General features: G+C 61.8%; 20 protein-coding genes. 15 read left to right on the plus strand and 5 right to left on the minus strand.

Annotated features, from left to right (window positions below; translation table 11 throughout):
- The first annotated feature begins 291 nt into the window (after positions 1-291).
- The 9 genes from J3B00_RS06525 (at position 292) to J3B00_RS06565 (ending at position 11,368) form a co-directional block, all read left to right on the plus strand.
- Positions 292-2,187, plus strand: a complete 1,896-nt coding sequence (locus J3B00_RS06525; RefSeq protein ID WP_209865738.1) for a DUF1302 domain-containing protein — start codon at positions 292-294, stop codon at positions 2,185-2,187.
- A gap of 26 nt (positions 2,188-2,213) precedes the next feature.
- Positions 2,214-3,578: a DUF1329 domain-containing protein gene (locus J3B00_RS06530; RefSeq protein ID WP_209865741.1), complete on the plus strand. Its 1,365-nt coding sequence runs from the start codon at positions 2,214-2,216 to the stop codon at positions 3,576-3,578.
- Positions 3,579-3,921: 343 nt separating this feature from the next.
- Positions 3,922-6,639, plus strand: a complete 2,718-nt coding sequence (locus J3B00_RS06535; RefSeq protein ID WP_209865744.1) for a LuxR C-terminal-related transcriptional regulator — start codon at positions 3,922-3,924, stop codon at positions 6,637-6,639.
- A gap of 154 nt (positions 6,640-6,793) precedes the next feature.
- The gene (locus J3B00_RS06540; protein WP_209874634.1) at positions 6,794-8,401 is read left to right on the plus strand and encodes a tetratricopeptide repeat-containing response regulator; all 1,608 of its coding nucleotides are present in this window, start codon (positions 6,794-6,796) and stop codon (positions 8,399-8,401) included.
- Positions 8,398-9,090 (plus strand): HAMP domain-containing sensor histidine kinase, encoded by a 693-nt coding sequence (locus tag J3B00_RS06545; RefSeq protein ID WP_209865746.1) that lies wholly within the window; start codon positions 8,398-8,400, stop codon positions 9,088-9,090. The genes J3B00_RS06540 and J3B00_RS06545 overlap by 4 nt, the downstream gene beginning before the upstream one ends.
- 193 nt (positions 9,091-9,283) lie before the next feature.
- Positions 9,284-9,538 (plus strand): AbrB/MazE/SpoVT family DNA-binding domain-containing protein, encoded by a 255-nt coding sequence (locus J3B00_RS06550; protein ID WP_209865749.1) that lies wholly within the window; start codon positions 9,284-9,286, stop codon positions 9,536-9,538.
- Entirely contained in the window at positions 9,535-9,888 is a 354-nt protein-coding gene (locus J3B00_RS06555) for a type II toxin-antitoxin system ChpB family toxin (RefSeq protein ID WP_209865752.1), read from the plus strand. Before J3B00_RS06550 ends, J3B00_RS06555 begins: the two co-directional genes overlap by 4 nt.
- 22 nt (positions 9,889-9,910) lie before the next feature.
- Positions 9,911-10,555, plus strand: a complete 645-nt coding sequence (locus J3B00_RS06560; RefSeq protein ID WP_209865755.1) for an MBL fold metallo-hydrolase — start codon at positions 9,911-9,913, stop codon at positions 10,553-10,555.
- Positions 10,556-10,648: 93 nt separating this feature from the next.
- Positions 10,649-11,368: an OmpA family protein gene (locus J3B00_RS06565; protein ID WP_209865758.1), complete on the plus strand. Its 720-nt coding sequence runs from the start codon at positions 10,649-10,651 to the stop codon at positions 11,366-11,368.
- Positions 11,369-11,507: 139 nt separating this feature from the next.
- Here J3B00_RS06565 and pta read toward each other — a convergent pair whose 3' ends face one another.
- Entirely contained in the window at positions 11,508-13,595 is a 2,088-nt protein-coding gene (gene pta / locus J3B00_RS06570) for a phosphate acetyltransferase (protein WP_209865761.1), read from the minus strand.
- A 51-nt stretch (positions 13,596-13,646) separates the two neighbouring features.
- On the minus strand, positions 13,647-13,931 hold the full coding sequence (locus tag J3B00_RS06575; RefSeq protein WP_209865763.1) for a DUF3565 domain-containing protein: 285 nt from the start codon (positions 13,929-13,931) through the stop codon (positions 13,647-13,649).
- On the opposite strand from J3B00_RS06575, the gene J3B00_RS06580 reads away from it, so the two are divergent.
- Positions 13,930-14,415 (plus strand): peptidylprolyl isomerase, encoded by a 486-nt coding sequence (locus J3B00_RS06580; protein ID WP_209865766.1) that lies wholly within the window; start codon positions 13,930-13,932, stop codon positions 14,413-14,415. The genes J3B00_RS06575 and J3B00_RS06580 overlap by 2 nt on opposite strands.
- Positions 14,416-14,561: 146 nt before the next feature.
- Positions 14,562-15,044: a glutathione peroxidase gene (locus tag J3B00_RS06585; protein ID WP_209865771.1), complete on the plus strand. Its 483-nt coding sequence runs from the start codon at positions 14,562-14,564 to the stop codon at positions 15,042-15,044.
- 125 nt (positions 15,045-15,169) lie between these two features.
- Here J3B00_RS06585 and J3B00_RS06590 read toward each other — a convergent pair whose 3' ends face one another.
- Positions 15,170-16,387 (minus strand): glycosyltransferase family 1 protein, encoded by a 1,218-nt coding sequence (locus J3B00_RS06590; protein WP_209865776.1) that lies wholly within the window; start codon positions 16,385-16,387, stop codon positions 15,170-15,172.
- Between the two features lie 177 nt (positions 16,388-16,564).
- On the opposite strand from J3B00_RS06590, the gene J3B00_RS06595 reads away from it, so the two are divergent.
- The gene (locus J3B00_RS06595; protein WP_209865778.1) at positions 16,565-17,881 is read left to right on the plus strand and encodes a PAS domain-containing methyl-accepting chemotaxis protein; all 1,317 of its coding nucleotides are present in this window, start codon (positions 16,565-16,567) and stop codon (positions 17,879-17,881) included.
- Between the two features lie 38 nt (positions 17,882-17,919).
- Here the strand turns inward: J3B00_RS06595 and cysZ are convergent, their stop codons facing one another.
- Positions 17,920-18,648 (minus strand): sulfate transporter CysZ, encoded by a 729-nt coding sequence (gene cysZ / locus J3B00_RS06600; protein ID WP_209865781.1) that lies wholly within the window; start codon positions 18,646-18,648, stop codon positions 17,920-17,922.
- Between the two features lie 330 nt (positions 18,649-18,978).
- On the opposite strand from cysZ, the gene trxB reads away from it, so the two are divergent.
- From trxB to ltrA (J3B00_RS06615), 3 genes are all read left to right on the plus strand, one after another.
- Positions 18,979-19,941: a thioredoxin-disulfide reductase gene (trxB, locus tag J3B00_RS06605; RefSeq protein WP_209865784.1), complete on the plus strand. Its 963-nt coding sequence runs from the start codon at positions 18,979-18,981 to the stop codon at positions 19,939-19,941.
- A 591-nt stretch (positions 19,942-20,532) separates the two neighbouring features.
- Positions 20,533-21,900 (plus strand): group II intron reverse transcriptase/maturase, encoded by a 1,368-nt coding sequence (gene ltrA / locus J3B00_RS06610; protein ID WP_209864306.1) that lies wholly within the window; start codon positions 20,533-20,535, stop codon positions 21,898-21,900.
- A 463-nt stretch (positions 21,901-22,363) separates the two neighbouring features.
- Entirely contained in the window at positions 22,364-23,731 is a 1,368-nt protein-coding gene (ltrA, locus tag J3B00_RS06615) for a group II intron reverse transcriptase/maturase (RefSeq protein WP_209864306.1), read from the plus strand.
- Positions 23,732-24,977: 1,246 nt separating this feature from the next.
- Here ltrA (J3B00_RS06615) and nadC read toward each other — a convergent pair.
- Positions 24,978-25,826 carry a carboxylating nicotinate-nucleotide diphosphorylase gene (gene nadC / locus J3B00_RS06620; protein ID WP_209865787.1) on the minus strand — a complete coding sequence of 283 codons (849 nt, stop codon included), beginning with the start codon at positions 25,824-25,826 and terminating at the stop codon, positions 24,978-24,980.
- Between the last annotated feature and the right edge of the window lie 103 nt (positions 25,827-25,929).

Here is a 25,929-nt window from a genome sequence, read left to right on the forward strand (position 1 = left end):
GCAGAGAGGACGGCGCCTTGTCAAACGGCAAAATTGCGCCATGCTTGAGCACTGTCAGCTCGCACACCGGACAGGATCGGGGCGGGCGGCAGGCACGGAACGCAAATCACACTTTAGAGGGATCATGCGCCTGTGCCTGCTGGCTATAGTCGGGGCCAGGGGATTTTCAGGAATGGGGGAGGGCGATGCGTGCAACTCGCATCGTCGCGGGCGCAAGCCTGTATGCCGGTCGCTCGGGCCGTTCTTGAAAGGACTCACTGCCATAACAAAAAAGTACATGGAGTAGCGTCGATGAAATCTGCAAACCCCTTCTGGCGCCGGGCAAAACTGCCCCTTGCCGTCAGTCTTGCTTCCACGCTTGCAAGTCCCGCGTTTGCCGTCAGCTTCAACATCGGGGAAATCGAAGGTCAGTTCGATTCGTCGCTCTCGGTGGGCGCCAGTTGGTCGACGGCCAGCCCCAACAAGAACCTGATCGGGGTCAACAACGGCGGCAAGGGGCTGTCACAGACCTCCGACGATGGTCACCTGAACTTCAAGAAAGGTGAAACCTTCTCGAAGATCTTCAAGGGCATCCACGACCTTGAACTGAAGTACGGCGACACCGGCGTGTTTGTCCGGGGCAAGTACTGGTACGACTTCGAACTCAAGGACGAAAGCCGCCAGTTCAAGGACATCAGCGACTCCAACCGCAAGGAAGGTGCGCAGTCGTCGGGTGCAGAACTGCTCGATGCATTCGTCTACCACAACTACAACATTGCGGACATGCCGGGCACCGTGCGCCTGGGCAAGCAAGTGATCAGCTGGGGTGAAAGTACCTTCATCGGTGGTGGCATCAACTCGGTCAACCCGATCGACGTGGCCGCGTTCCGCCGGCCTGGCGCCGAGATCAAGGAAGGCCTGATCCCGGTCAACATGTTCTACATCTCGCAAAGCCTGACGGACAATCTGTCGGCCGAGGCCTTCTACCAGATCGAGTGGGACCAGACGGTCGTCGACAACTGCGGCACGTTCTTCTCCCAGCCGGACATCATCGCCGACGGTTGCACCGACAACCTGCGCGTACTCAACAGCAGCCGCACCCTCAACGCATTGCCGCCAGTCGCCCAGGGCGTGCTGGCCGCACGCGGCGTGGACTACAACGAGGAAGGCGTGCTGGTGCGCCGCGGGGCAGACCGCGATGCCCGCGACAGTGGCCAGTTCGGGGTTGCCTTGCGCTACATGTTCGAACCACTGGACACCGAATTCGGTGCCTACTTCATGAACTACCACAGCCGTGCGCCGATCTTCAGCGCCACCGGTGCTGCGCCATCGGTGTTCGGCGGCCTGGCTGGCTTGCCGCCCGCGCTGCAGGGGCTGGCGCCACTGATCGTGGCAGGCAACTCGGAGTACTTCGTGGAATACCCCGAAGACATCCGTCTGTATGGCTTGAGTTTCTCCACCACGCTGCCCACCGGTACCGCGTGGAGCGGTGAGATCAGCTACCGGCCCAATGCGCCGGTACAGCTGAACTCTACCGACATCCTGTTCGCCGGTGTCCGCCCGATCGGCGGCGCATTGACCAACGCCTCGTTGCTGACCGGTACCCCAGGGCAGGACCTGCACGGTTACCGGCGCAAGGAAATCACCCAGTTCCAGACCACCTTGACGCACTTCTTCGACCAAGTGATGGGCGCCAGCCGCGTCACCGTGGTAGGTGAACTGGGCGTAACCCACGTGGGCGGCCTGGAAAGCGCCCGTGATGTTCGCTATGGCCGTGACCCGGTCTATGGTCCTGGGCCGTTGCCGGCTACTGGCGGTGCGGATACCTGCATGGCGCTCAACAACAGCACGATCAACGGCGCCGGTGCCGGTGCTTCCACTGCCAACCTCAGCCGCAACTGCGAAAACGACGGTTACACCACCAGCACTTCCTGGGGCTATCGCACCCGGGTGATCTGGGACTATCCGGATGTGTTCGCCGGGGTCAACCTCAAGCCCAACGTGGCCTGGTCGCATGACGTCTCAGGTTATTCGCCAGGCCCTGGCGGCAACTTCGAGGAAGGCCGCAAGGCAATCAGCCTGGGCCTCGACGCCGAGTACCAGAACACCTATACGGCGAGCCTGTCGTACACCAACTTCTTCGATGGCAAGTACACCACGGTGGATGATCGCGACTTCGTTGCGCTCAGCTTCGGCGTGAACTTCTAAGCACTTTGATCCAGGACGACATCAGAATGAACAAGACCAGAAGTCTGCTGAAGGCCGGTGTATTGGGCATGTCCCTGCTGGCGACCAGCGTCATGGCTGCGGTTTCCGCTGACGAGGCGGCCAAGCTGGGCAGTACCCTGACACCGATGGGCGCGGAGAAGGCCGGTAACGCCGATGGCTCGATCACGGCGTGGCAGCCGCTGTCGAAAACCGCTGGCAGCGTCGACGGCAAAGGTTTTCTCTCCGATCCGTATGGCAGTGAGAAACCGAAGTTCACCATCACCGCGCAGAACGTCGAGCAGTACAAGGACAAACTCTCGCCCGGGCAGTTGGCGATGTTCAAGCGCTATCCGGAGACCTACAAGATCCCGGTGTACCCGACCCATCGGGGTTCGACCGTGCCTGATTCGGTGTTTGCCGCGATCAAGCAGAACGCCACCAAGACCACCCTGGTCGAAGGCGGCAACGGCCTGAACGACTTCCAGACTGCGATCCCGTTCCCGATTCCCAAGAGCGGCGTCGAGGTGATCTGGAACCACATCACCCGCTACCGTGGCGGCAGTGTGACCCGCCTGGTGACCCAGGCCACACCGCAACAGAACGGCTCCTACAGCCTGGTCAACTTCCAGGACCAGTTCGTCTTCCGTGACCGGATGAAGGACTTCGACCCCGCCAACCCGGGCAACGTCCTGTTCTACTTCAAGCAGAAGGTCACCGCGCCAGCGCGTCTGGCCGGCACCGTCCTGCTGGTGCACGAGACCCTCGACCAGGTCAAGGAGCCGCGCAAGGCGTGGATCTATAACGCTGGCCAGCGTCGGGTGCGCCAAGCGCCACAGGTGTCCTACGATGGCCCGGGTACCGCAGCCGACGGCCTGCGGACCTCGGACAACCTGGACATGTACAACGGCGCGCCAGACCGTTACGACTGGAAGCTGGAAGGCAAGAAGGAGCTGTTCATCGCGTCCAACAGCTACAAGCTCGATTCACCTTCGCTGAAATATGCCGACATCCTCAAGGCCGGCCACATCAACCAGGACCTGACCCGCTACGAGCTGCGCCGTGTATGGCATGTGGTCGCGACCCTCAAGCCTGGGCAGCGGCACATCTACGCCAAGCGTGACTTCTACATCGACGAGGACACCTGGCAGGCTTCCGTGATCGACCAGTACGACGGTCGCGGGCAACTGTGGCGCGTGTCCGAGGCGCATGCGCAGGACTACTACAACAACCAGGTGCCGTGGTACACCCTGGAAGCGATCTACGACCTGCAGTCCGGTCGTTACCTCGCCCTGGGCATGAAGAACGAGGAGAAGCGTGCCTACGACTTCGGCTTCACGGCCACCAAGAGCGATTTCCAGCCCGCTGCGCTGCGCCAGGACGGTGTGCGCTGATCTGACAGATGTGAAACTCGTGTGACTCCCGAGACGCCCCGGTTAGCCGGGGCGTTTTCGTTACGGCGGTGCATGGCACCGGCTGTGCCGGTGTTCGCGGGGCAAGCCCGCTCCTACAGTTTCAACTGTGGCCCCCGCAGACCCTGTAGGAGCGGGCTTGCCCCGCGAAGAGGGCGTCCCTGAAACGGCGCGATTCGTCTCACTCCCGTCAATCAGTGCTGTTTCTTTTTGTCGTAGTCTTTTTCACGATTAACGCGCCCATCATCTTCAAATGCGCCGAGATACCCGCTAGTCTCGGAAGTCATCCGTACCGCCGAAGTCTTCCCCTTAGAACGAGCCGGCCATGACAGATCTGTCCCGTATGCATGGATTCGCCAGTCAGGCCCTCGGCCTGCTGGACGGGCGTTTCTTTCGGCCACCTTTGCCGGACGGTCATGTCGCGCGCCCGCGTTTGTGCCAGCGACTGCAGGCTGGCCTGGGAGGCCGGCTGTTACTGGTCAACGCGCCGGCAGGCTTCGGCAAAAGCTCCTTGGCCATCGAATTCTGTGAGTCGCTACCTGATCACTGGCGCAGCCTCTGGCTCGGCCTGAGCCAACGCGATGCTGATCCCGGACGTTTCCTCGAGCGCCTGCTGGAAGGGCTGCAGCAGTACTGCCCGGCCTTGGGTGGGCAGGCCATGGGGCTGTTGAAGATGCGTCAGCGTCATCAACCGTTCGCTTTCGAAGAGTGGATCGATGGCTTGCTCGACGAGCTCGCCCTCTACCTGCAAGCCGACACACCCTTGCTGCTGATACTCGACGATTACCACCTGGCCCAAGGCGCGGTGCTTGACCGTTGCCTGCAATTCTTCCTCAACCACTTGCCGCCTGGCATCGTGCTGATGATCACCAGCCGCCAGCGCCCTGACTGGCATCTGGCGCGACTGCGTCTGTCGCGCCAGCTGAGCGAACTCAACGAACAGGACCTGCGCCTCACCGCCGATGAAGCGCTGGCCGTGATTGGTCGGCAGCCGACCGGTTTGCGCGGTCAGGCGCTGGACAACCTGATCCAGCGCAGCGACGGTTGGGTCGCCGGCTTGCGCTTCTGGCAACTGGCCGCCAGCGAGTCGGGTGACGAGCATGCCTTGCCGCAGGCGCTACACGGTGGCGAAGGCCTCATCCGTGATTACCTGCTGGAAGAAGTCATCGATATCCTGCCGGCCGAGGTGCAGGCGTTTCTGTTCGATACCGCCTGCCAGGAGCGCTTCTGTGCCGATCTGTGCGACGCCCTGCGCGCGCGTCAGGACAGCGCCGCAATCCTGCGTTACCTGCAAGCCCATCAGGTCTTCCTGGTACCGCTCGACGAGCACGGCCACTGGTACCGCTATCACCATCTGTTTTCCGACCTGCTACGCAGTCGCCAGGCCAGCGAGCCCCTGGCGGGCCTGCACCTGCGTGCCTGCCGCTGGTTCGAACGCCAGGGCCTGCTCGACGAAGCGGTGGAGCAGGCCCTGCGCGCCGGACACCTGAACGTTGCAGCCGACCTGGTGCAGAGCCTGTCAGAGGAGCAGTTGCTCGCCGAGCAGAACGTCGGCATGTTGCTGCGCTGGAAGATGGACCTGCCCGACAGCCTGCTGATCAGCACCCCGCGCCTGATCGTGCTGTACAGCTGGGCCTTGGGCCTGGCCTGCCAGCTGGATGCGGCCGAAGAGCTGGCGGCTCATCTCAGCCGCTTCCTGCCGGCGCCGTCGGCCACCGCGCAAAAATCCATGCTGGCCCAGTGGCTGGCCTTGAGTGGGGTGATTGCACGCGGCCGAGGCGATCGCCAGAAGACCCTCAACTACTGCATCGAGGCCCTGCAGAGCCTGCCGAACAAGCGCTACGGCCAGCGTCTGGTATGCCTGTCGACCTTGTCCAACCTGGCCGTTGCCGATGCCGATTTCTGGCGTGCGCGCGGTTGGAACCGCGAGGCCCTCGAGCTGGCGCAGCGGGTCGGCAATCCGCTGTTCGAAGCCTTGGCTCATTACGACCGGGCGCGCGTGCTGCATGCCCGTGGCGAAATTCAGCGTGCGCTCGACGAGGTGCGCCAGGGCCTGCAGCGCTTGCAGGGGCTTTCGGCGCAGCGCCTCTATGCTGTGCGCGCCCGGCTGACACTGTATGAAGGCTACCTGCTGGCTGCGCAGCTGCAACCTGGCCAAGGGCGTGCACGCTTGCGCGCCGGACTCAGTGAGGCGCGTGCCTGCCGCGACATCAGCGTGCTGATCGGCCACTGCGTAATCGCCTCGCTCGACGGCCGTGAAGGGCAGTTTGCCGAAGCCTTTGCAGAGCTCGCCGAAGCCGAGCGCTTGATGCACATCTGGGATGTCCCGCCGATCTTCTACCTGGCCATGATCACCTTGGTGAAGTGCGAGCTGTGGCTGGCGCAAGGCCGCACTGACCTCGCCGAGTCCTGGCTGTTGCGTCTGGGGCAAACCTACGGTGGCGCTCAGCCTGCGGCGGCGCCGGAGTTTCATCCCTTGCTGGCGTTGCACATCGAGCTGCAGCAGGCACTGCTTGATCAGGTGCTCGGGCGCACGCAGGAGGCCACCGCACGTCTGCAAGACCTGGTCGAGCGCGGCCAGGCCAGCGGTGGGCAGATGCTGGTGGTCAGCGCTGCTTGCCAGTGGATTACCCTGTTGCTTGGCGAGGGGCGTGAGCAACTCGCCGCCGGCCTGCTGCCCAAGGCCTTGCAAGCAGCGCAAGGCGGCGCCCTGCAAGCCTTTCAAAAGCTGATCGAAGAGCAGCCGGTGTGGTTGCGCGAACAGTTGTCGCAGCGCAGCAGTTGCCCGGTTCAGACTGAACTGCTGGCGCGTCTGCCACAGCCGCAAGCCAGCACCAGCGGTAGTGGCGAGGCCTTGAGTGGGCGGGAGTTGGCGGTGCTCGACCTGATCGCCCAGGGCTGCTCGAACCAGCAGATCAGCGAGCGCTTGTTCATCTCCCTGCACACCGTCAAGACCCACGCCAGTCACATCAACAGCAAACTTGGCGTCGAGCGGCGTACCCAAGCGGTGGCCAAGGCCAAATCACTGGGCTTGCTGGTTTAACCCTGGCGGCGTCATGCTACAAGGGTGGCTTATAGCCATGGTTGTGCACATATCTTCATGGGGCTCATCTTTTTCGCCGCCCTGCCGATACAAGACTCGGCGGCATGCATCGCCGCACGCCATTCTCCAACCACTCCCAATAAGGGTCGTGTTGATGCTGCAGTATGGGCAAAAAAGCTTTCTGATCGTCGACGATTTCACCGACTTTCGCACCTCGACCCGTTCCATGCTCCGTGAGCTGGGCGTGCGCGACGTAGATACTGCCGACAGCGGCGAACAGGCCCTGCGCATGTGCGCGCAGAAGCGCTATGACTTCGTGCTGCAGGACTTCCACCTCGGCGACGGCAAGAAGAACGGTCAGCAAGTGCTCGAGGACATGATTCTCGACAAGCTGATCAGCCACGAATGTGTGTTCATCATGGTCACCGCCGAGAGCAGCCAGGCGATCGTCCTCAGTGCGATCGAGCACGAGCCGGATGCCTACCTGACCAAGCCGTTCAACCGCGTCGGCCTGGCCCAGCGCCTGGAAAAACTGGTGCAGCGCAAGACCTTGCTCAAACCCATTCTGCAGGCGCTTGACCGCGGGCGTCCGGCCGAGGTGCTGGTGGCCTGTGCCGAGATGTGCAAGAAAGACCCCCGGTTTGCACCTTTGTGCCTGCGCTATCGGGCCGATGCACTGCGCAACCTGGCCCGTTTTGAAGAGCTGGAGAAGTTCCTCAAGGCGATCCTCGCCAACCGCCCGCAACCGTGGGTCTACACGATGCTCGGCAGCGTGCTGCACAAGCGCGGCCAGAACGCCCAGGCGCAAGGTGTCTATGAACAGGCGCTGAAGGCCTTCCCGATCATGCCAGGTCTGTATGACGGCATGGCCGAGGTGCTGGTCGCCCAAGGCGAATCCAAGCGTGCCCAGAACATGCTCGAAGAGGCAGTGCGCCTGTCACCTTTGTCGGTTCGCCGGCAAGCGGCGCTGGGCAAGCTGGCCATGGGTAACGAAGATTTCGACTGCGCCTCCAAGGCCTACCGGCATGCGGTCAACCAGGGCCAGAGTTCGCGTTACAAAGACCCTGAATCCAACCTGGGCCTGGCCCAGGCGTTGATGAGCAGGAACGCAGGCTTCGGCCTCGATGCGCGGACCCGGGTCGAGATCAACACAGTGCTCAGCGAAGTGGCCAAGGATAATGCTGACAACCAAGGGCTGCAGGTGCGTGCGCGGATGATGAAGGCCGCCAGCCTGCAGCAGGCCGGTGACCCCGATACTGCGGTCAAGCTGACCGAACAGGCCATACTGCGGCTGGACAAGATGGATCAGTTCTTCTCGGTGGATGCCGCCTTGACCGTGGCCCGGCAGCTCCAGCAGATGGGCCAGGAAGCGGCCGCCATCGGCATTCTCAAGAGCTGCGTGGAAACCTACGGCGACGACCCGAAAGTGATGCAGAACGTGGCCAAGTTGACCGACGATCCGCTCGTGCTCAATGCAATCACCGAGGCCGTCGACGTCAATCGCCAAGGTGTGCGCAGCTATCAGGCCGGCCAGCTCAACGAGGCGCTGGAGAAGTTTCGCCGAGCACTGTCACTGCAGCCGAGAAACATCAGCATTGCCCTCAATACTGCCCAGGCGGTGTTGCGTATTGCCGGCGAAAACCCTTCGCCAGCCTTTATCCAGGAATGTCGCAGCTGCTTGCAGAGTGTGGCCGGTATTCCGCCCAGCGACAGTCGTTATGACCGTTACCGCAAACTGCATATCCGAGTCTTCGGCGCATGAATCAAGATAATGAGGGGCTGGATTTTTCTACGGTGATCGCCTCCACCGTGCATGACATGAAGAACACCCTCTCGGCATTGATCCAGGCCCACGGCCAATGGGTCGCGAGCTTGCCCGAAGCGCATCGCACAGGCGATGAGCAAGGGGTGATCGAGCATGAGTTCAGCCACCTCAACGGCATGCTGGTGCAACTGCTGGGGCTGTACAAGCTGGGCGTCAACCAATTGCCGATCTGCCCTGACTACCACGAGCTGGATGACTTCATCGAAGCGCAGTTGGCGATCCATCAGGACGTTCTCAAGCACCGCGACATCCTGGCTACCTGGCGGATCGACATCGACAACCCGCTGGGCTTCTTCGACCGCGAACTGGTCGGCTCGGTGATCTCCAATGTGCTGACCAACGCGATACGGTTTGCCTGCCATGCCTTGCTGATCAGCATCGAAGAGGAGGGCGAGCAGTTGGTCATCAGCGTCAATGACGACGGCCCGGGTTATCCACAGCGCATGCTCGAGCGTCAGGAAGACTACGTCCAGGGTATCGACCCGCTGACTGGCAGCACAGGCCTGGGGCTGTATTTTGCTGCACGGATTGCCGCGCTGCATGAGCTCGATGGGGTAAATGGACGGATCGAGATTTCCAACGGCGGGGCGCTTGGGGGCGGGTTGTTCAGGCTTTATCTGCCCTGAGGCGCTGCCATTGTCGGGTTAGAGTTAGTGACATAACCGGTAGTGTTTCCTAGCAGCTTATAGGAAGCCTCCTATTGCTGATTGGTGGGCTTCAAAATAACCCTCAAGAATGACAATGTAGATACGGTGTATCTATAAATTGCTTGCATTCATTCGGAGGGTTTCTATTCTGTATCTACCTTTGGAGATACTTATGGAAGTCAAGATTCAACAGTGGGGCAATAGCGCGGCTATCCGTTTGCCAGCCACCGTGCTTAAACAGATGCGCTTGAGTATCGGCTCGATCATGAGCCTGGATACAGCAGGCGAATCCATGGTGCTCAAGCCCGTCAGACCCAAGCCCAAGTACAAGCTGGAAGACCTCATGGCTCAGTGCGACTTGAACGCAGCTGAGCCCGAAGAGTTGGCAGCGTGGAACAATATGCGGCCTGTGGGGCGTGAAGTGTGAGGCGTGGCAGGTTCGCCAGAGGCGATATCGTGCGGATCAACCTTGATCCCACCCTTGGCCGGGAGCAGCAAGGCTCAGCGCGGCCGGCGTTGGTATTGACGCCTGCGGCGTACAATACCTCGGGCCTCGCAGTGATCGTACCGATTACTCAAGGGGGTGATTACGCACGACATGCGGGGTTTGCTGTCACGCTAAGTGGTGCCGGAACCCAGGTTCAAGGCGTGATTCTGTGCAACCAACTGCGCACAGTTGATCTCGAAGCGCGGAGTGCCGAACGTATCGAATCCGCGCCTGAAATGGTCGTCGAAGAGGCTCTCGCACGTGTGCAAACCCTCTTCGATTACGCTTGAAATTACTGTGGTATAGACACTGATGAATGGCACCCCCGTTTCCCTCATCCGCGAAACCTTCCCCGTCGGCCCGCTGCGCTGCAACTGCACCCTGATCGGCGACCCGGTCAGCAAGAAAGCCCTCGTGGTCGACCCTGGCGGTGACCCGGAGATGATCCTCGCACGCCTGCAGGCCCACGGCCTGACGCTGGTGAGCATCATCCACACCCATGCTCACTTCGACCATTTCCTGGCCTCTGGCAAGCTCAAGGAGCTGACCGGTGCGACCCTGCACCTGCACAAGGACGATCAGCCGCTGTGGGACAACCTCGAAATGCAGTGCCAGATGTTTGGTGTGCCCTACACGCCGGTGCCGCCGCCGGACCGCTGGCTCGGTGATGACGAAGCGCTTGCCTGCGGCTGCGGCGTGGCGCTGCACACGCCTGGACACACGCCCGGTTCGATGAGTTTCTGGTTCGCTGACGCAAAACTGCTGATTGCCGGCGATACCTTGTTTCGACGGGGCGTTGGCCGCACCGATTTGTGGGGTGGCGATCAGCGCGCTATCGTTCGTTCCATCAAGGATCGCTTGTACCGGCTGGATGAAGAGGCTGTTGTGGTGACCGGGCACGGTCCCGACACCCTCCTCGGCGAAGAGATGCGCGAGAATCCGTTTGTACGTGCCTGATGCATGATGGAATTTTTCCGCTTCGCCGAGATCCAAGCCTGGCATAGATCCAAGCATGATTACTGCACACTTGAATTTCAGTAGGAGCTTTCCATGTTCACCATGCGTCGTCTGATTATCGTCGCTACCGCCGCTGCCCTGATGTCGGGTTGCGCCAGCCAGAACCCTTACGACAACCAGGGTCAGGCGCAAGGCTCCACAGGGATGAGCAAAACCGCCAAGTACGGCGGCCTGGGCGCACTGGCCGGCGCTGTTGCCGGTGCCGCAATCGACCACAACAACCGTGGCAAGGGCGCGTTGATTGGCGCCGCTGCGGTGGGTGCCGCCGCCGCAGGTTATGGCTACTACGCCGACCGCCAGGAAAAAGCCTTGCGCGAGAGCATGGCCAATACCGGTGTCGAAGTGCAGCGCGAGGGCGACCAGATCAAGCTGATCATGCCGGGCAACATTACCTTCGCAACCGACTCGGCGAACATCTCGCCAAGCTTCTACTCGCCACTGAACAACCTCGCCGGTTCGTTCAAGCAGTTCAACCAGAACACCATCGAAGTGATTGGCTTCACCGACAGCACCGGCAGCCGCCAGCACAACATGGACCTGTCCCAGCGTCGTGCGCAGGCGGTCAGCACTTACCTGACTTCGCAGGGTGTCGATGCGTCGCGGGTTTCGGTGCGTGGCCTGGGCCCGGACCAGCCGATCGCGAGCAACGCCGATGCCAATGGCCGGGCGCAGAATCGCCGGGTAGAGGTAAATCTGAAGCCTATTCCTGGCCAGCAGTATGAGCAGCAAGGGCAGGTTCAGCAGTACCCATAACGCCTGATCGTTCTGGGGCCGCGTTGCGGCCCTATCGCGACACAAGGCCGCTCCTGCAGATACCGCGCATGGATGAACATGGCGCGGTCCTGTGGGAGCGGCCTTGTGTCGTGATAGGGCTGCAAAGCAGCCCCACGGATCACTCGACCCTGCTGGCCTGAATCGCCGTCAGCGCGATGGTGTGGACGATATCGTCCACCTGCGCCCCGCGTGGCAGGTCGTTGACCGGCTTGCGCAGCCCCTGCAGCATCGGCCCGAGGCTCACCCCGTCAGTACTGCGCTGGACGGCCTTGTGGGTCGTGTTGCCGGTGTTCAGGTCGGGGAAGACAAACACCGTGGCACGCCCGGCAACCGGGCTTTGCGGTGCCAACTGGCGGGCAATCTCAGGGTTGGCGGCGGCGTCGTATTGCAGCGGCCCGTCAATCACCAGGTCATGCTCGGCGCGTTGCGCCAGTCGCGTAGCCTCGCGGACTTTCTCCACTTCCTCGTCACTCGCCGAATCGCTTGAGTAGCTGATCATCGCCACCCGTGGCGCGATTCCGAAGGCTTCGGCCGACTCGGCGCTCTGCCGGGCAATCTCGGCCAGCTCGGCTGCGCTGGGGTGCGGATTCATTACGCAGTCGCCATACACCAGCACCTGCTCAGGGAACAGCATGAAGAACACCGACGACACCAGGCTGCTGCCCGGCGCGGTCTTGATCAGTTGCAAGGCCGGGCGAATGGTGTTGGCGGTGGAGTGCACCAGGCCAGACACCAGGCCATCGACTTCGTCCAGGGCCAGCATCATGGTGCCGATCACCACTGGGTCTTCAAGCTGCTGTTCTGCCATCGGCGCGTTGAGGTTCTTGCTCTTGCGCAGATCGACCATCGGCTCGACATAGCGCCCACGGATCACATCGGGGTCAAGGATCTCCAGGTCGGGCGGTAAGGTGATGCCTTGGGCACGGGCTACCGCCTGGACGTCCTCGGGTTTGGCCAGCAGCACGCAGCGGGCAATGCCACGCGCCTGGCAAATGGCCGCGGCCTGCACCAGCAACGGCTCGGCACCCTCTGGCAGGACGATGCGCTTGTTGGCCTGCTGGGCGCGCTGGATCAGCTGGTAGCGGAACACCGCTGGCGACAGGCGCATTTCGCGCGGTGTACCGCAGCGCTGGTGCAGCCAGACGGCGTCGAGCTGGCTGGCAACGAAGTCGGTGATGAACTCGGCACGCTCGCGGTCATCCACCGGGATCTCGCGGTTGAGCGAGTTGAGCTGGTTGGCCGTGTCATACGAGCCGGTGCTCACCGACAGGATCGGCAAGCCGGCCTGCAAGGCGCCACGGCACAGTTCGAGAATGCGTGGGTCAGGCTTGCTGTCGCTGGTCAGCAGCAACCCGGCCAGGGGCACGCCATTGATCGCAGCCAGGCTCACGGCGAGGATGATGTCGTCGCGATCGCCCGGGGTCACCACCAAGGTTCCGGGCTTGAGCAGCGGCACGGTGTTGGCCACGGTGCGTGCGCAGATGATGATAGTGTTCATCCGCCGCTGTTCGTAGTCACCGGCATTGAGCACCTGCGCGCCGAGCAGCTCGGCCACGTCACGGGTGCGCGGGGCATTCAGCTCGGGTTGATAGGGAATGCAGCCGAGCAGGCGGAAGTCGTCGCCACGCAACAGCGGCGAATGCTCGCGCAGGCGACTGGCAAAGGCGGCCATGCTTTCGTCGGTACGTACCTTGTTGAGGATCACCCCCAGCACCTTCGGGTCGCGCGGCCCGCCGAACAGCTGCGCCTGCAGTTCAACGCGCCCGGACAGCTCGCTGAGCACTTCGTTTTCCGGTGCGGAAACCAGGATCACTTCAGCGTCCAGGCTCTTCGCCAGGTGCAGGTTGACCCGCGCTGCATAGCTGGCATGCCGGGTCGGCACCATGCCTTCGACCACCACCACGTCGTTGCCGACACAAGCCTGCTGGTAGAGGCGGATGATCGCTTCGAGCAACTCGTCCAGCTGGCCATCGCCGAGCATCCGCTCGACCTGGGACAGGCTCAGTGGCGTTGGCGGTTTCAGGCCATGGGTGCGGGCGATCAGTTCGGTCGAGCGCTCAGGCCCGGTGTCGCCGGGATGGGGTTGGGCGATCGGCTTGAAGAAGCCGACCTTCAGCCCTCCGCGTTCAAGGGCGCGAACCAGGCCCAGGCTGATGGACGTCAGGCCGACGCCAAAATCGGTCGGTGCAATGAAAAAAGTCTGCATGCGTGCTTCTCGAGATAAAGCGGTGCAAGGAATCAATCGCCAAGGATATCGCTAATCGCGCCCCTGTGCGCACCAACCGCAAGCGAAAATCTGGCCGATCCGCTGTTCGCGCTGGTGCGCATCGAGCACCCACGGCCGCGCCTGCCAGGGCGGCTGGTGGCGCAGGTGCTGGGTGTGAGCGCAGGACAGCTCGACCACCCAGTGGCCGTGTTCATCCTGGTGGAAGCCCGTGACCCGACTGACGGATCGCCCATCGTCCGCCGTGCGTTCGCAATCGGGCGATGCGTTGGTTACACTTGTCCGCTCTACATTCTTTTGCAAAAGGTCTCGCCCCATGCTGATCGCCGCCAACAAGGCTGTCTCCATCGACTATACCCTGACTAACGACGCCGGGGAGGTCATTGACAGCTCCGCCGGCGGCGCGCCGCTGGTTTACCTGCACGGTGCTGGCAACATCATCCCAGGCCTGGAAAAAGCCCTGGAAGGCAAGCAGGCTGGTGACGAACTGAACGTTACCATCGAGCCGGAAGATGCCTACGGCGAGTACCTGGCCGAGCTGGTCAGCACCCTCAACCGCAGCATGTTCGAAGGTGTCGACGAACTGGAAGTCGGCATGCAGTTCCATGCTTCCGCGCCAGATGGCCAAATGCAGATCGTCACCATCCGTGACCTCGACGGCGACGACGTGACTGTCGACGGCAACCACCCGCTGGCCGGCCAGCGCCTGACCTTCCAGGTCAAGGTTGTCGACGTGCGTGATGCCAGCGAAGAAGAAATCGCTCACCGCCACGTCCATGGCGAAGGTGGCCATCACCACTGATTTTCTGCGCTAAGCTCAGAAAGTCGCCAGGCGCTCGGGCAAGCCGTACTGGCTCTCCATGGGAGGGTTGACGGCTTGCCCGCGCGCCTTTTTAGTGGGCGGATTTCGCCCCAGCGACAACCGGGAACCTGAGAGGGGAAGTCATCATGAGTATATTTCACGACCTGACGTTGAAGGCGTTGAACGGCGAGGACCTACCCCTTGCTCCGTTCAAGGGGCAGGTGGTGCTGGTGGTCAATGTCGCCTCCAAGTGTGGCCTGACGCCGCAGTATGCTCCGCTCGAATCGCTGTATCAGCAGTTCAAGGGTAAGGGATTCAGTGTGCTCGGCCTGCCCTGCAACCAGTTTGCAGGTCAGGAGCCCGGCAGCGAGAAAGACATCCAGGAGTTCTGCAGCCTCAATTACGGGGTGAGCTTTCCGTTGAGCGCCAAGCTCGAGGTCAATGGCCCACAGCGTCATTCGTTGTATCGGCTGCTGGCGGGTGAGGGCGCCGAGTATCCGGGGGATATCAGCTGGAACTTCGAGAAGTTCCTGGTCGGCAAGGATGGCCGTGTGCTGGCCCGTTTTGCACCGCGTACCGCGCCGGATGATCCGACGGTGGTGCAGGCGATCGAGAAGGCGCTGGCCTGACCGGGCCGCTGATTGGCTGTCAGTGATGGCTTCTTCGCGGGGCGAGCCCGCTCCTGCAGGATCGGGTGCACCGCATGTCCTGCAGGAGCGGGCTTGCCCGGCGAAGAGGCCATCACTGACACTGCTCAGACGCGCGGCGTTGACGACCCCGGCTTGACCCCCAGCAGTACATCCGCGCTGTGACTGCCCTGCACACTGGCCTGATGGCAAGCGCTCTCCAGATACCCTTCAAACTGCTCGACAATCGCCGGCCAGCCCTGGCGGCTTGCATGCTGGCGGGCATTGAGGCGGGCCCGTCGCAGGGTTTCGCTGTCTTCGAGCAGCCAGCATGCCGCATCGATAAATCCCGCCTGGTCGCCAGGCATGGCCAAGGCGCCGCTGTGGCCGTGACGGATGTGCTGGGCCGCTGCTGCTTCATCGTAGGCAACCACGGCCAGCCCTGAAGCCATGGCTTCAAGTACCACGTTGCCGAACGTCTCGGTCAGGCTCGGGAACAGGAACAGGTCACCGCTGGCATAGTGTTCGGCAAGCACTTCACCCCGTTGCGTTCCACAGAACACCGCATCGGGTAGCTGCTGTTCGAGGCTGGCCCGCTGCGGCCCGTCGCCGACGATGATCAGGCGCAGGCGCCGCTGTGGATAAGTCTGCTGCAGCGCCTCCAGGCAGGGTCGCAGCAGGCCCAGGTTCTTTTCCGCTGCCAGCCGGCCGACGTGCAGCACTGCGAGATCGTCTGCCGCCAAGCCCCAGTGTTCGCGCAGCGCATGGCTGCGGCGGGCGGGGTTGTACAGGCAGGCATCGACGCCTCGCGCCAGCAAGGCTAGCCCCTCGAACCCGCGGCGCTCCAGTTCCAGGCGCTGGCTGGCACTGGGCACCAGGGTCATCGCTGTGCGCCGGTGGAACCAGCGCAGGTAGTGGGTCAGCGCACGCGCCAGCAAACCCAGGCCATATTGGCCGCAGTACTGTGGGAAGTTGGTGTGAAAACCGCTGACTACGGCAATCTTCAGTCGCCGCGCGGCGCGCAAGGCGCTCAAGCCCAGAGGCCCCTCGGTGGCGATGTACAGCACGTCTGGCCGCTGCCGGCGCCAGCGTCGGCAGAGCTTGTGCACGGAAATCCCACCCCATTGCAGCCCAGGATAGCCGGGCAATGCCCAGCCCTTGCACAGCAGCAGGTCGTCGCTGTTGATCGTTCCCGCGTCATCCGCTTGGCGCGGGCGGATGATTTCCAGCTGATGCCCACGTTGACGCAAGTCGTCGCTGAGCCGACCGAGCGTAGTGGCCACGCCGTTGATTTCGGGTGGGAAGGTTTCGCTGACCAAGGTGATGCGCAGGCGGGGTGTATTCATGAGAAAAGTGTCCGCCTGCGCGGTTGCGGGAATGTGACTGGCGCATGACCAGCAGGTGACAGTCAGGGTGAGTTGGTGGCAGCGGCTTGAATATTTCCCTTGGGAGCACTCAAGAAGGTAGATGGGGCAGCCGATGCAGATGCATTCGAAGGGTCGTTGCGCTCCAGGAGTGCGGTAATGTTCAACAGCAAGCTCAAGAAAGAAATCCAGCAGTTGCGCGAAGACCTGATGTCGATGGAGCAGGTCAAGAACAGCCTCGACAGCGAGATGCTGGTGCTGCAGCTCGATCCCCAGGGGCGTATCGAAACGGTCAACGGCAACTTCGAGAAAGAAATGTCCTACCGCGCCGAGCAGCTCATCGGCCGCAACATCGAAGATATCGTCCCGCCGCATGTGAAGAAACTCGACTTCTATCAACGGATGAAATCCGCGATCAACCGTGGCGAGCACCTCAATGGCGCGTTTCGCCTGCTGCGCGGCAATGGCGAGGAGGCGTGGTTGCGTTCGATCCTGCAACCGGTCAAGGGCAGCGACGGGCGCATCAAGTACTTCACCTTGCACTCAAGCGACCTGACCCGCACCATCGAAGCCTCCCGTGAGCACGAGAGCCTGATCAACGCCTTGATGCGTTCCACCGCGGTTATCGAGTTCAGCCTCGACGGCCAGGTGCTGACCGCCAACGAGCGCTTCCTGCAGACCATGGGCTACCGCCTTGAGCAGGTGCGTGGCAAGCACCACCGCATGTTCTGCGAACCCGAGGAGGCCGGTTCGATGGCCTACCAGGCGTTCTGGGACAAGCTGCGCCGTGGCGAGTACGTTGCCGAGCGCTTCAAGCGCATCGATGCCCATGGCCGTGTGGTCTGGCTTGAGGCTTCCTATAACCCGATCATCGATGCCCATGATGTGCTGTACAAGGTGGTCAAGTTCGCCACGGTCATCACTGACCAGGTCAACCAGGAGCAAGCCGTGGCGCAGGCGGCGGACATTGCCTACAGCACCTCGCTGGGGACCGACGCCAGTGCGCGCAAGGCCACCGATGTGGTGACCCAGACCGTCAGCGTGATGCGTGGCCTGGAAGCCTCCATGCAGCAGGCGGCTGAAGGCATTCAGGCGCTCGACACCCAGTCGCGGGTAATTGGCTCGATCATCAAGACCATCAGCGACATTGCCGGGCAGACCAACCTGCTGGCGCTCAACGCGGCGATCGAGGCTGCGCGGGCCGGTGAGCAGGGTCGCGGCTTTGCGGTGGTCGCTGATGAAGTGCGCCAGTTGGCCTCACGGACCAGTACCGCCACCGAGGAAATTGCCCGCGTGGTGCAGCAGAACGAACAATTGGCCCAGGCGGCAGTGGACATCATCGACACCAGCAAGCGCCAGGCCGAGCAGGGTTTGAGCCTGGCCGGGGAGACTGGCAGCGTGATCGTCGAGATTCAGGATGGGGCGAAACGGGTGGTGGAAGTGGTCGGGCAGTTTTCCAATCAGTTGAGTATCTGATCGAAGAAGGCCGGGGCCGCCAGGCGGCCCCGGCGATTTCAGCTTCGCTCACGCACCCAGAACAAGGTCGCCCCGGCCACCGCCGCCGGCATCATCACGATGTTGACGAACGGAATCAGCAACGCCAGGTAGGTGATGCCGCCAAAGCCCATGCTCTGCCAGCGTTTCTGGCGCAGCCAGGCGAGCATGTCCTGCCAGCTCATCTTGTTGTTGTCCGCCGGGTAGTCGATGTACTGGATGGCCATCATCCACACGCCGAAGATCAGCCACAGCGGCGCGGCGACCACGTTCACCACGGGAATGAACGACAGGATGAACAAGCCGATCGCACGCGGCAGGAAGTAACCCAGCTTGCGCATTTCTCGGCCAAAGGTGCGCGGCACCATCGCCACCAGTTCGCCCCAACTGAACGCCGGGAAGGTGTCTTCACCGCGTACCACCACCTCGACCTTTTCCGCCAGGAAGCCGTTGAACGGCGCTGCGATGATATTGGCGACCAGCGTGAAGGTGAAGAACACCATCAGGATCACCAAGGCGACGAACAGCGGCCAGATGATGTAGGTAAGGAAGCTCAGCCAGTCCGGCAGGGTCGGCATCAGCGTATCGACCCACAGGCTGAACTGATGACCGGCGAAATACACCAGGCCGCCGAACAACAGCAGGTTGATCGCCAGCGGCAGCAGGACGAACATCCGCAGGTTTGGGCTCATGATCAGCTTCAGCCCTTCGCGCAGGTACTGGGGGCCAGAAAGGACGGGGGCTTGCATCAATATGCTCCGAAGAAGGAAAACGCGCTGACCTTACCGAGTTTGCCGCCTCGACGAAAGGCAGGCAGATGCCGGGAAACGGGCTGTAACAAAAGCGCGTGGGTATTTTCTATCGGTTTTCTACATGGATAGAGCCTGTCTATAAGGTGGATTGTCGAAGGGTATTTCCTTAATCTCTGCGTCCTCGTTACAGTTCGTTCAACTTAAAGGTTTCCGGACCCGTGCGTTTTAGCCTTCCCCAAGTGCTGCGTGGGTCCTTTTTTTTCAGCTGCTGCCGCCGCCGGCCCTCCACAGCCGACCCCCGTGCGGTGCGCTCGACAGGAGTTCGACATGTCTGAAGTACGTCATTCGCGGGTGATCATTCTGGGTTCCGGCCCTGCCGGTTACAGCGCCGCAGTGTACGCCGCCCGCGCCAACCTCAAGCCGCTGCTGATCACCGGCATGCAGGCGGGTGGTCAGCTGACCACCACCACCGAAGTCGACAACTGGCCGGGCGACCCGCATGGCCTGACCGGCCCGGCCCTGATGCAGCGCATGCAGGAGCACGCCGAGCGGTTCGAGACCGAAATCGTCTTCGACCATATCAATGCCGTCGATCTGGCCAGCAAGCCGTTCACCCTGCAAGGTGACAGCGGTACCTACACCTGTGACGCACTGATCGTCGCCACTGGTGCCAGCGCGCGCTACCTGGGCCTGCCGTCGGAAGAGGCGTTCATGGGCAAGGGTGTTTCCGCCTGCGCAACGTGCGACGGGTTCTTCTATCGCAACAAGCCGGTTGCCGTTGTCGGTGGTGGTAACACTGCTGTCGAAGAGGCTCTGTACCTGGCCAACATCGCCAGCAAAGTGACTCTGGTGCACCGCCGTGAGACTTTCCGTGCCGAGAAGATTCTGGTCGACAAGCTCAATGCTCGCGTTGCTGAGGGCAAGATTGAGCTCAAGCTCAATGCCACGCTGGACGAAGTGCTGGGTGACAACATGGGCGTTACTGGTGCGCGTCTGAAGAACAACGATGGTAGCAGCGATGAGATCACCGTTGATGGTGTGTTCATCGCGATCGGCCACACGCCGAACACCTCGTTGTTCGAAGGTCAGCTGACTTTGAAAGACGGATACCTGGTGGTTCATGGTGGCCGTGAAGGTAACGCCACTGCTACCAACGTTGAAGGTGTGTTTGCTGCGGGTGACGTGGCTGACCACGTTTATCGTCAGGCGATTACCTCGGCGGGTGCGGGCTGCATGGCTGCGCTGGATGTTGAGCGTTATCTGGATGGCTTGGCCGACGCTTCGTTCTGAGGTTGCAGGAATTGCTTCTAAAAAACCGGCCTGAGGCCGGTTTTTTTATGACTTTTTGAGGCGGGGGCGGATAGGTTGGGGCTGGGGCTGGGGCTGGGGCTGGGGCTGGGGCTGGGGCTGGGTCTGGGGCTGGGTCTGGGGCTTGTAGGTTGGGGGCTGATCCATTTGATGTGGTGGCGTCACTGGCCCCTTCCGCCCTTACGGCGGGTCACTTGTGCGCCCGGCATGGGCGCCATCCTGGAGGTGCAAGTCCTCCCGCGAGCTGGCCACAGCGAGCGAAGCGAAGCGCAACTGCAGAAGGGCGACCGACTGTGGGGAGGAAGCGTGGAGCATAAACCTTGAGCCGAGGTACACGAATCGCATCTGAGGCGTATTCGGTCAGGGCGAGCAGCCAAGTGCCTGCGAAGCTCTTGTGGCCTAAAGGCCGGATACGTAAATGCGGCGGTTGTGAGGTGAAGGATGGCGTTCTTACCCGGGGAGATCTCGCCTTGTGTCCGAAAGGACGACGGTGTGAGCCGGAGCGAGAAGTCAGCAGAGGTCGTAGTAGCTGTTTAACAGCGAAGGGCCGAACGAGAAGGAAAGTGGTTTGACATGAAGATACAGCCGGCCGTGCAACAGATGCCTGGTAACTCGGGGCGGGAGTCGACGAAGAGGGGTGAATCCCTGGCGCGCGGCTCCAGCGTTGAAGCTGGCTGTCCGCGACATGATCCAAACCCCACAGATGGAGGGCTGCTGCAAGCAGCCCTGACCAGAGAAAATCTATTGCTTGCACTCAAGCGGGTGCGTTCGAACAAAGGTGTTGCAGGTGTAGACGGTCTCACGATCGACGAAACCGTAGAGCACCTGAAAACGGCGTGGCCGCTGATCCGTCGGCAACTGCTGGCGGGTGAATACCGGCCAGCGCCGGTGCGTAGGGTATTGATCCCAAAGCCGGGCGGTGGCGAGCGTAAGCTCGGTATACCGACGGTCACGGACAGGGTCATCCAGCAGGCGCTGCTGCAGGTCCTCCAGCCTTTGCTGGATCCTGGTTTCAGTGAGCACAGCTATGGTTTTCGCCCCGGTCGCAACGCGCACCAAGCTGTTTTGGCCGCGCAGCAACACATCCATTCGGGGTGTGGAATCGTGGTGGACGTGGACCTTGAGCAGTTTTTCGACTGCGTCCAGCATGACTTGCTGATCGCCCGGCTGAGCAGGACGGTGACTGATCGTGGCGTACTGCGCCTGATCCGTGCCTACCTGAACTGCGGGACGCTGATCGGCCAGGACATAGTGGTGGACCGACAGGGGACGCCGCAAGGCGGTCCGCTTTCACCCCTGTTGGCGAACGTGGTGCTGGATGAGGTGGACAAGGAGCTGGAGCGACGGGGTCATCGCTTCGTCAGGTATGCGGATGATGCCAACGTTTACGTTCGAAGCCCCAAAGCCGGCTTGCGGGTGATGGCACTGCTCCGACGCCTTTACGGTCGTCTTGGGCTGCGGGTGAACGAAGGCAAAAGCGCGGTTGGCAGTGCGTTTGGTCGAAAGTTTCTGGGGTACGGCTTCTGGCTGTCAGCGCAAGGCAAGATCAGACGCTGGGCAACAACCAAGGCGTTACAGACCTTCAAACAACGGATCCGGGGGTTGACCAAACGTAATGGTGGTCGAAGTCTGGAGCAGGTGATTGAGGGGTTGAGACCTTACCTACTGGGCTGGAAAGCGTACTTCGGCTTGTCGCAAACCACCGCGATGTGGAGGCGTTTGGACGGGTGGATACGACGAAGGCTCAGGGCGATCCAGCTCAAGCAATGGAGAACCGGCAGAACGATCTATCGTGAAGTGCGCAAGATGGGCGCCAGCCCCAAGTTGGCTGCACAGACTGCGGCGCAGAGCCATAGGGTATGGCATAACAGTGCCGGCCTGATTCATGGCGTACTGACGGTTGCCTGGTTTGACCGGATGGGGTTACCCCGCCTGATCTGATCTGGAGTTCTCGAACCGCCCGGTGCGGACCCGCATGCCGGGTGGTGTGGCAGGGGCGCGGCTAGAGGGCTGCCCCCTATGCCGATGTGCGCCCGGCATGGGCGCCATCCTGGAGGTGCAAGTCCTCCCGCGAGCTGGCCACAGCGAGCGAAGCGAAGCGCAACTGCAGAAGGGCGACCGACTGTGGGGAGGAAGCGTGGAGCATAAACCTTGAGCCGAGGTACACGAATCGCATCTGAGGCGTATTCGGTCAGGGCGAGCAGCCAAGTGCCTGCGAAGCTCTTGTGGCCTAAAGGCCGGATACGTAAATGCGGCGGTTGTGAGGTGAAGGATGGCGTTCTTACCCGGGGAGATCTCGCCTTGTGTCCGAAAGGACGACGGTGTGAGCCGGAGCGAGAAGTCAGCAGAGGTCGTAGTAGCTGTTTAACAGCGAAGGGCCGAACGAGAAGGAAAGTGGTTTGACATGAAGATACAGCCGGCCGTGCAACAGATGCCTGGTAACTCGGGGCGGGAGTCGACGAAGAGGGGTGAATCCCTGGCGCGCGGCTCCAGCGTTGAAGCTGGCTGTCCGCGACATGATCCAAACCCCACAGATGGAGGGCTGCTGCAAGCAGCCCTGACCAGAGAAAATCTATTGCTTGCACTCAAGCGGGTGCGTTCGAACAAAGGTGTTGCAGGTGTAGACGGTCTCACGATCGACGAAACCGTAGAGCACCTGAAAACGGCGTGGCCGCTGATCCGTCGGCAACTGCTGGCGGGTGAATACCGGCCAGCGCCGGTGCGTAGGGTATTGATCCCAAAGCCGGGCGGTGGCGAGCGTAAGCTCGGTATACCGACGGTCACGGACAGGGTCATCCAGCAGGCGCTGCTGCAGGTCCTCCAGCCTTTGCTGGATCCTGGTTTCAGTGAGCACAGCTATGGTTTTCGCCCCGGTCGCAACGCGCACCAAGCTGTTTTGGCCGCGCAGCAACACATCCATTCGGGGTGTGGAATCGTGGTGGACGTGGACCTTGAGCAGTTTTTCGACTGCGTCCAGCATGACTTGCTGATCGCCCGGCTGAGCAGGACGGTGACTGATCGTGGCGTACTGCGCCTGATCCGTGCCTACCTGAACTGCGGGACGCTGATCGGCCAGGACATAGTGGTGGACCGACAGGGGACGCCGCAAGGCGGTCCGCTTTCACCCCTGTTGGCGAACGTGGTGCTGGATGAGGTGGACAAGGAGCTGGAGCGACGGGGTCATCGCTTCGTCAGGTATGCGGATGATGCCAACGTTTACGTTCGAAGCCCCAAAGCCGGCTTGCGGGTGATGGCACTGCTCCGACGCCTTTACGGTCGTCTTGGGCTGCGGGTGAACGAAGGCAAAAGCGCGGTTGGCAGTGCGTTTGGTCGAAAGTTTCTGGGGTACGGCTTCTGGCTGTCAGCGCAAGGCAAGATCAGACGCTGGGCAACAACCAAGGCGTTACAGACCTTCAAACAACGGATCCGGGGGTTGACCAAACGTAATGGTGGTCGAAGTCTGGAGCAGGTGATTGAGGGGTTGAGACCTTACCTACTGGGCTGGAAAGCGTACTTCGGCTTGTCGCAAACCACCGCGATGTGGAGGCGTTTGGACGGGTGGATACGACGAAGGCTCAGGGCGATCCAGCTCAAGCAATGGAGAACCGGCAGAACGATCTATCGTGAAGTGCGCAAGATGGGCGCCAGCCCCAAGTTGGCTGCACAGACTGCGGCGCAGAGCCATAGGGTATGGCATAACAGTGCCGGCCTGATTCATGGCGTACTGACGGTTGCCTGGTTTGACCGGATGGGGTTACCCCGCCTGATCTGATCTGGAGTTCTCGAACCGCCCGGTGCGGACCCGCATGCCGGGTGGTGTGGCAGGGGCGCGGCTAGAGGGCTGCCCCCTATGCCGATTTTTTCTTGGAAAAAAGTAACCAAAAACCGCCTGCTCCTGCATCCGGCCCCTACGCTGCGCTACGGGGTTCCCTCGCTCCGGTCTTGCTCCGGGAGGACCGCGCTGTACGGCCCATCCTGGGCCTCAGCGCTTTCCGGCCATCCATGGCCTCCACCTCCCTGCGCAAGCCCTCCACTCGGCCTCCTGAAGTCGCTGGTAGATCTAGAGCCAGATCAAGAGCAACAGCCAAGGCAACGGCTGGCGAATCGCTGCGCTCTCGCTTTGTTTATTTACCAGCGGATTTGTGGTGTGGCCGGCAGGGCTGCGCCCTGCGATTTGCGTTGGCATACCGGCCTCTTCGCGGGGCAAGCCCGCTCCTACAGGTACAGCGCCGAATTCAAAATTCGCGCAATACCTGTAGGAGCGGCGGTGCGGCGATCCGACTTGCCCCGCGAAGAGGCCCGAATATCCACCACCCATGCCACTATCAAAAACAACGCCAACCCAGACGCCACCGGTAACCTCGCGACTTCAGGAGGCCGAGTGCAGTCGCTGGTAGATCAGGATCAACAGCCAGGGCAACGGCAGGCGAATCGCTGCGCTCTCGCTTTGTTTATTTACCAGAGGATTTGTGGGGTGGCCGGCAGGGCTGCGCCCTGCGATTTGCATTGGCAGTACCGGCCTCTTCGCGGGACAAGCCCGCTCCTACAGGTATTGCGCAAATTTTGAGTTCGGCGCAAATCCTGTAGGAGCGGGCTTGCCCCGCGAAGAGGCCCGAATATCCACCACCCATGCCACTATCAAAAACAACGCCAGCCCAGACGCCGCCCGTAACTTCGCGACGTCAGGAGGCCGAGTGGAGGTCTTGCGCAGGGAGGTGGAGGCCATGGATGGCCGGAAAGCGCTGAGGCCCAGGAGGGGCCGTACAGCGCGGTCCTCCCGGAGCAAGACCGGAGCGAGGGGACCCGGAGCGCAGCGCAGGGCCGGATGCAGGAGCAGGCGGTTTTTGGTTACTTTTTTCCAAGAAAAAAAGTGACCCGCCGTAAGGGCGGAAGGGGCCAGTAGCAGCACCACATCAAATGGATAAGCCCACAATTCCTAAGCCAGCCAGCCAGCCAGCCAGCCAAGGCCAAGGCCAAGGCCAGGCCAAGGCCAAGCCAAGGCCAAGCCCCAGCTCAGCTCACAGACTAAGCCGCATCGACAAGTCCACCGCCTTCACATCCTTGGTCATCGCCCCAATCGAAATGTAATCCACCCCCGTCTCGGCAATCACCCGCAGGGTGCTCTCGTTGACCCCCCCGCTGGCCTCCAGCTTGGCCTTGCCGGCATTGATCCGGACCGCTTCACGCATCTCATCCAGCGTCAGCTCATCAAGCATGATGATGTTGGCACCCGCCGCCAGCGCCTGGCGCAGCTCATCCAGGCTTTCCACCTCGATCTCGACCGGCTTGCCCGGCGCAATGCGGTGTGCGGCGGTCACCGCCTCAGCCACCCCACCGCTCGCGGCGATATGGTTTTCCTTGATCAGAAATGCGTCATACAGACCGATGCGGTGGTTGTCGCAGCCTCCGCAGGTAACCGCGTACTTCTGTGCCAGACGCAGGCCGGGCAGGGTCTTGCGGGTGTCGAGCAGGCGCACCTGAGTGCCGTCCACCAGATCGGCGAGAAAACGCGCACGAGTGGCCACGCCCGAAAGCATCTGCAGAAAATTCAACGCCGAACGCTCACCGCTGAGCAGCGAGCGCGCTGGGCCCTCAAGGTGAAACAACGGCTGGTCAGCCTTGGCCTGGTCACCGTCGCTGACCTGCCAGTGCACCGCCACGCGCGGGTCGAGCTGGCGAAACACCGCATCCACCCAAGCCGTGCCGGCGATCACGCAATCTTCGCGGGTAATGATGGTCGCCTTGGCCAGGCGCTCGGCAGGGATCAGCTGGGCGGTGATGTCGCCGCTGCCGATGTCTTCGAGCAGCGCGCGGCGCACGTTGGCTTCGATTTCGGCGGTCAGGTCGGCGAGGCGTAGGTTCGGCATGGTCGGCTCCACAAGCTAGATGCCGGCGATTATAGGGCAGGGGACGGGTGTGTACAGCCATGGCAACCTTGACCTTCGGTCAGGGCGGCTGAGCATTTGCGGC

This window comes from Pseudomonas sp. BP8 (assembly GCF_017875955.1).
Classification (GTDB): domain Bacteria; phylum Pseudomonadota; class Gammaproteobacteria; order Pseudomonadales; family Pseudomonadaceae; genus Aquipseudomonas.

Excerpts from the sequence above, each read along its gene's own strand:
- J3B00_RS06595 (WP_209865778.1), top strand. The coding sequence starts at position 16,565 with ATGTTCAACAGCAAGCTCAAGAAAGAAATCCAGCAGTTGCGCGAAGAC.
- cysZ (WP_209865781.1), bottom strand. The coding sequence starts at position 18,648 with ATGCAAGCCCCCGTCCTTTCTGGCCCCCAGTACCTGCGCGAAGGGCTG.
- trxB (WP_209865784.1), top strand. The coding sequence starts at position 18,979 with ATGTCTGAAGTACGTCATTCGCGGGTGATCATTCTGGGTTCCGGCCCT.
- J3B00_RS06565 (WP_209865758.1), top strand. The coding sequence starts at position 10,649 with ATGTTCACCATGCGTCGTCTGATTATCGTCGCTACCGCCGCTGCCCTG.
- J3B00_RS06540 (WP_209874634.1), top strand. The coding sequence starts at position 6,794 with ATGCTGCAGTATGGGCAAAAAAGCTTTCTGATCGTCGACGATTTCACC.
- pta (WP_209865761.1), bottom strand. The coding sequence starts at position 13,595 with ATGCAGACTTTTTTCATTGCACCGACCGATTTTGGCGTCGGCCTGACG.
- J3B00_RS06530 (WP_209865741.1), top strand. The coding sequence starts at position 2,214 with ATGAACAAGACCAGAAGTCTGCTGAAGGCCGGTGTATTGGGCATGTCC.
- ltrA (WP_209864306.1), top strand. The coding sequence starts at position 22,364 with ATGAAGATACAGCCGGCCGTGCAACAGATGCCTGGTAACTCGGGGCGG.
- J3B00_RS06575 (WP_209865763.1), bottom strand. The coding sequence starts at position 13,931 with ATGGGGCGAGACCTTTTGCAAAAGAATGTAGAGCGGACAAGTGTAACC.
- J3B00_RS06580 (WP_209865766.1), top strand. The coding sequence starts at position 13,930 with ATGCTGATCGCCGCCAACAAGGCTGTCTCCATCGACTATACCCTGACT.
- ltrA (WP_209864306.1), top strand. The coding sequence starts at position 20,533 with ATGAAGATACAGCCGGCCGTGCAACAGATGCCTGGTAACTCGGGGCGG.
- J3B00_RS06545 (WP_209865746.1), top strand. The coding sequence starts at position 8,398 with ATGAATCAAGATAATGAGGGGCTGGATTTTTCTACGGTGATCGCCTCC.
- J3B00_RS06525 (WP_209865738.1), top strand. The coding sequence starts at position 292 with ATGAAATCTGCAAACCCCTTCTGGCGCCGGGCAAAACTGCCCCTTGCC.
- J3B00_RS06550 (WP_209865749.1), top strand. The coding sequence starts at position 9,284 with ATGGAAGTCAAGATTCAACAGTGGGGCAATAGCGCGGCTATCCGTTTG.
- nadC (WP_209865787.1), bottom strand. The coding sequence starts at position 25,826 with ATGCCGAACCTACGCCTCGCCGACCTGACCGCCGAAATCGAAGCCAAC.
- J3B00_RS06585 (WP_209865771.1), top strand. The coding sequence starts at position 14,562 with ATGAGTATATTTCACGACCTGACGTTGAAGGCGTTGAACGGCGAGGAC.
- J3B00_RS06590 (WP_209865776.1), bottom strand. The coding sequence starts at position 16,387 with ATGAATACACCCCGCCTGCGCATCACCTTGGTCAGCGAAACCTTCCCA.
- J3B00_RS06560 (WP_209865755.1), top strand. The coding sequence starts at position 9,911 with ATGAATGGCACCCCCGTTTCCCTCATCCGCGAAACCTTCCCCGTCGGC.
- J3B00_RS06535 (WP_209865744.1), top strand. The coding sequence starts at position 3,922 with ATGACAGATCTGTCCCGTATGCATGGATTCGCCAGTCAGGCCCTCGGC.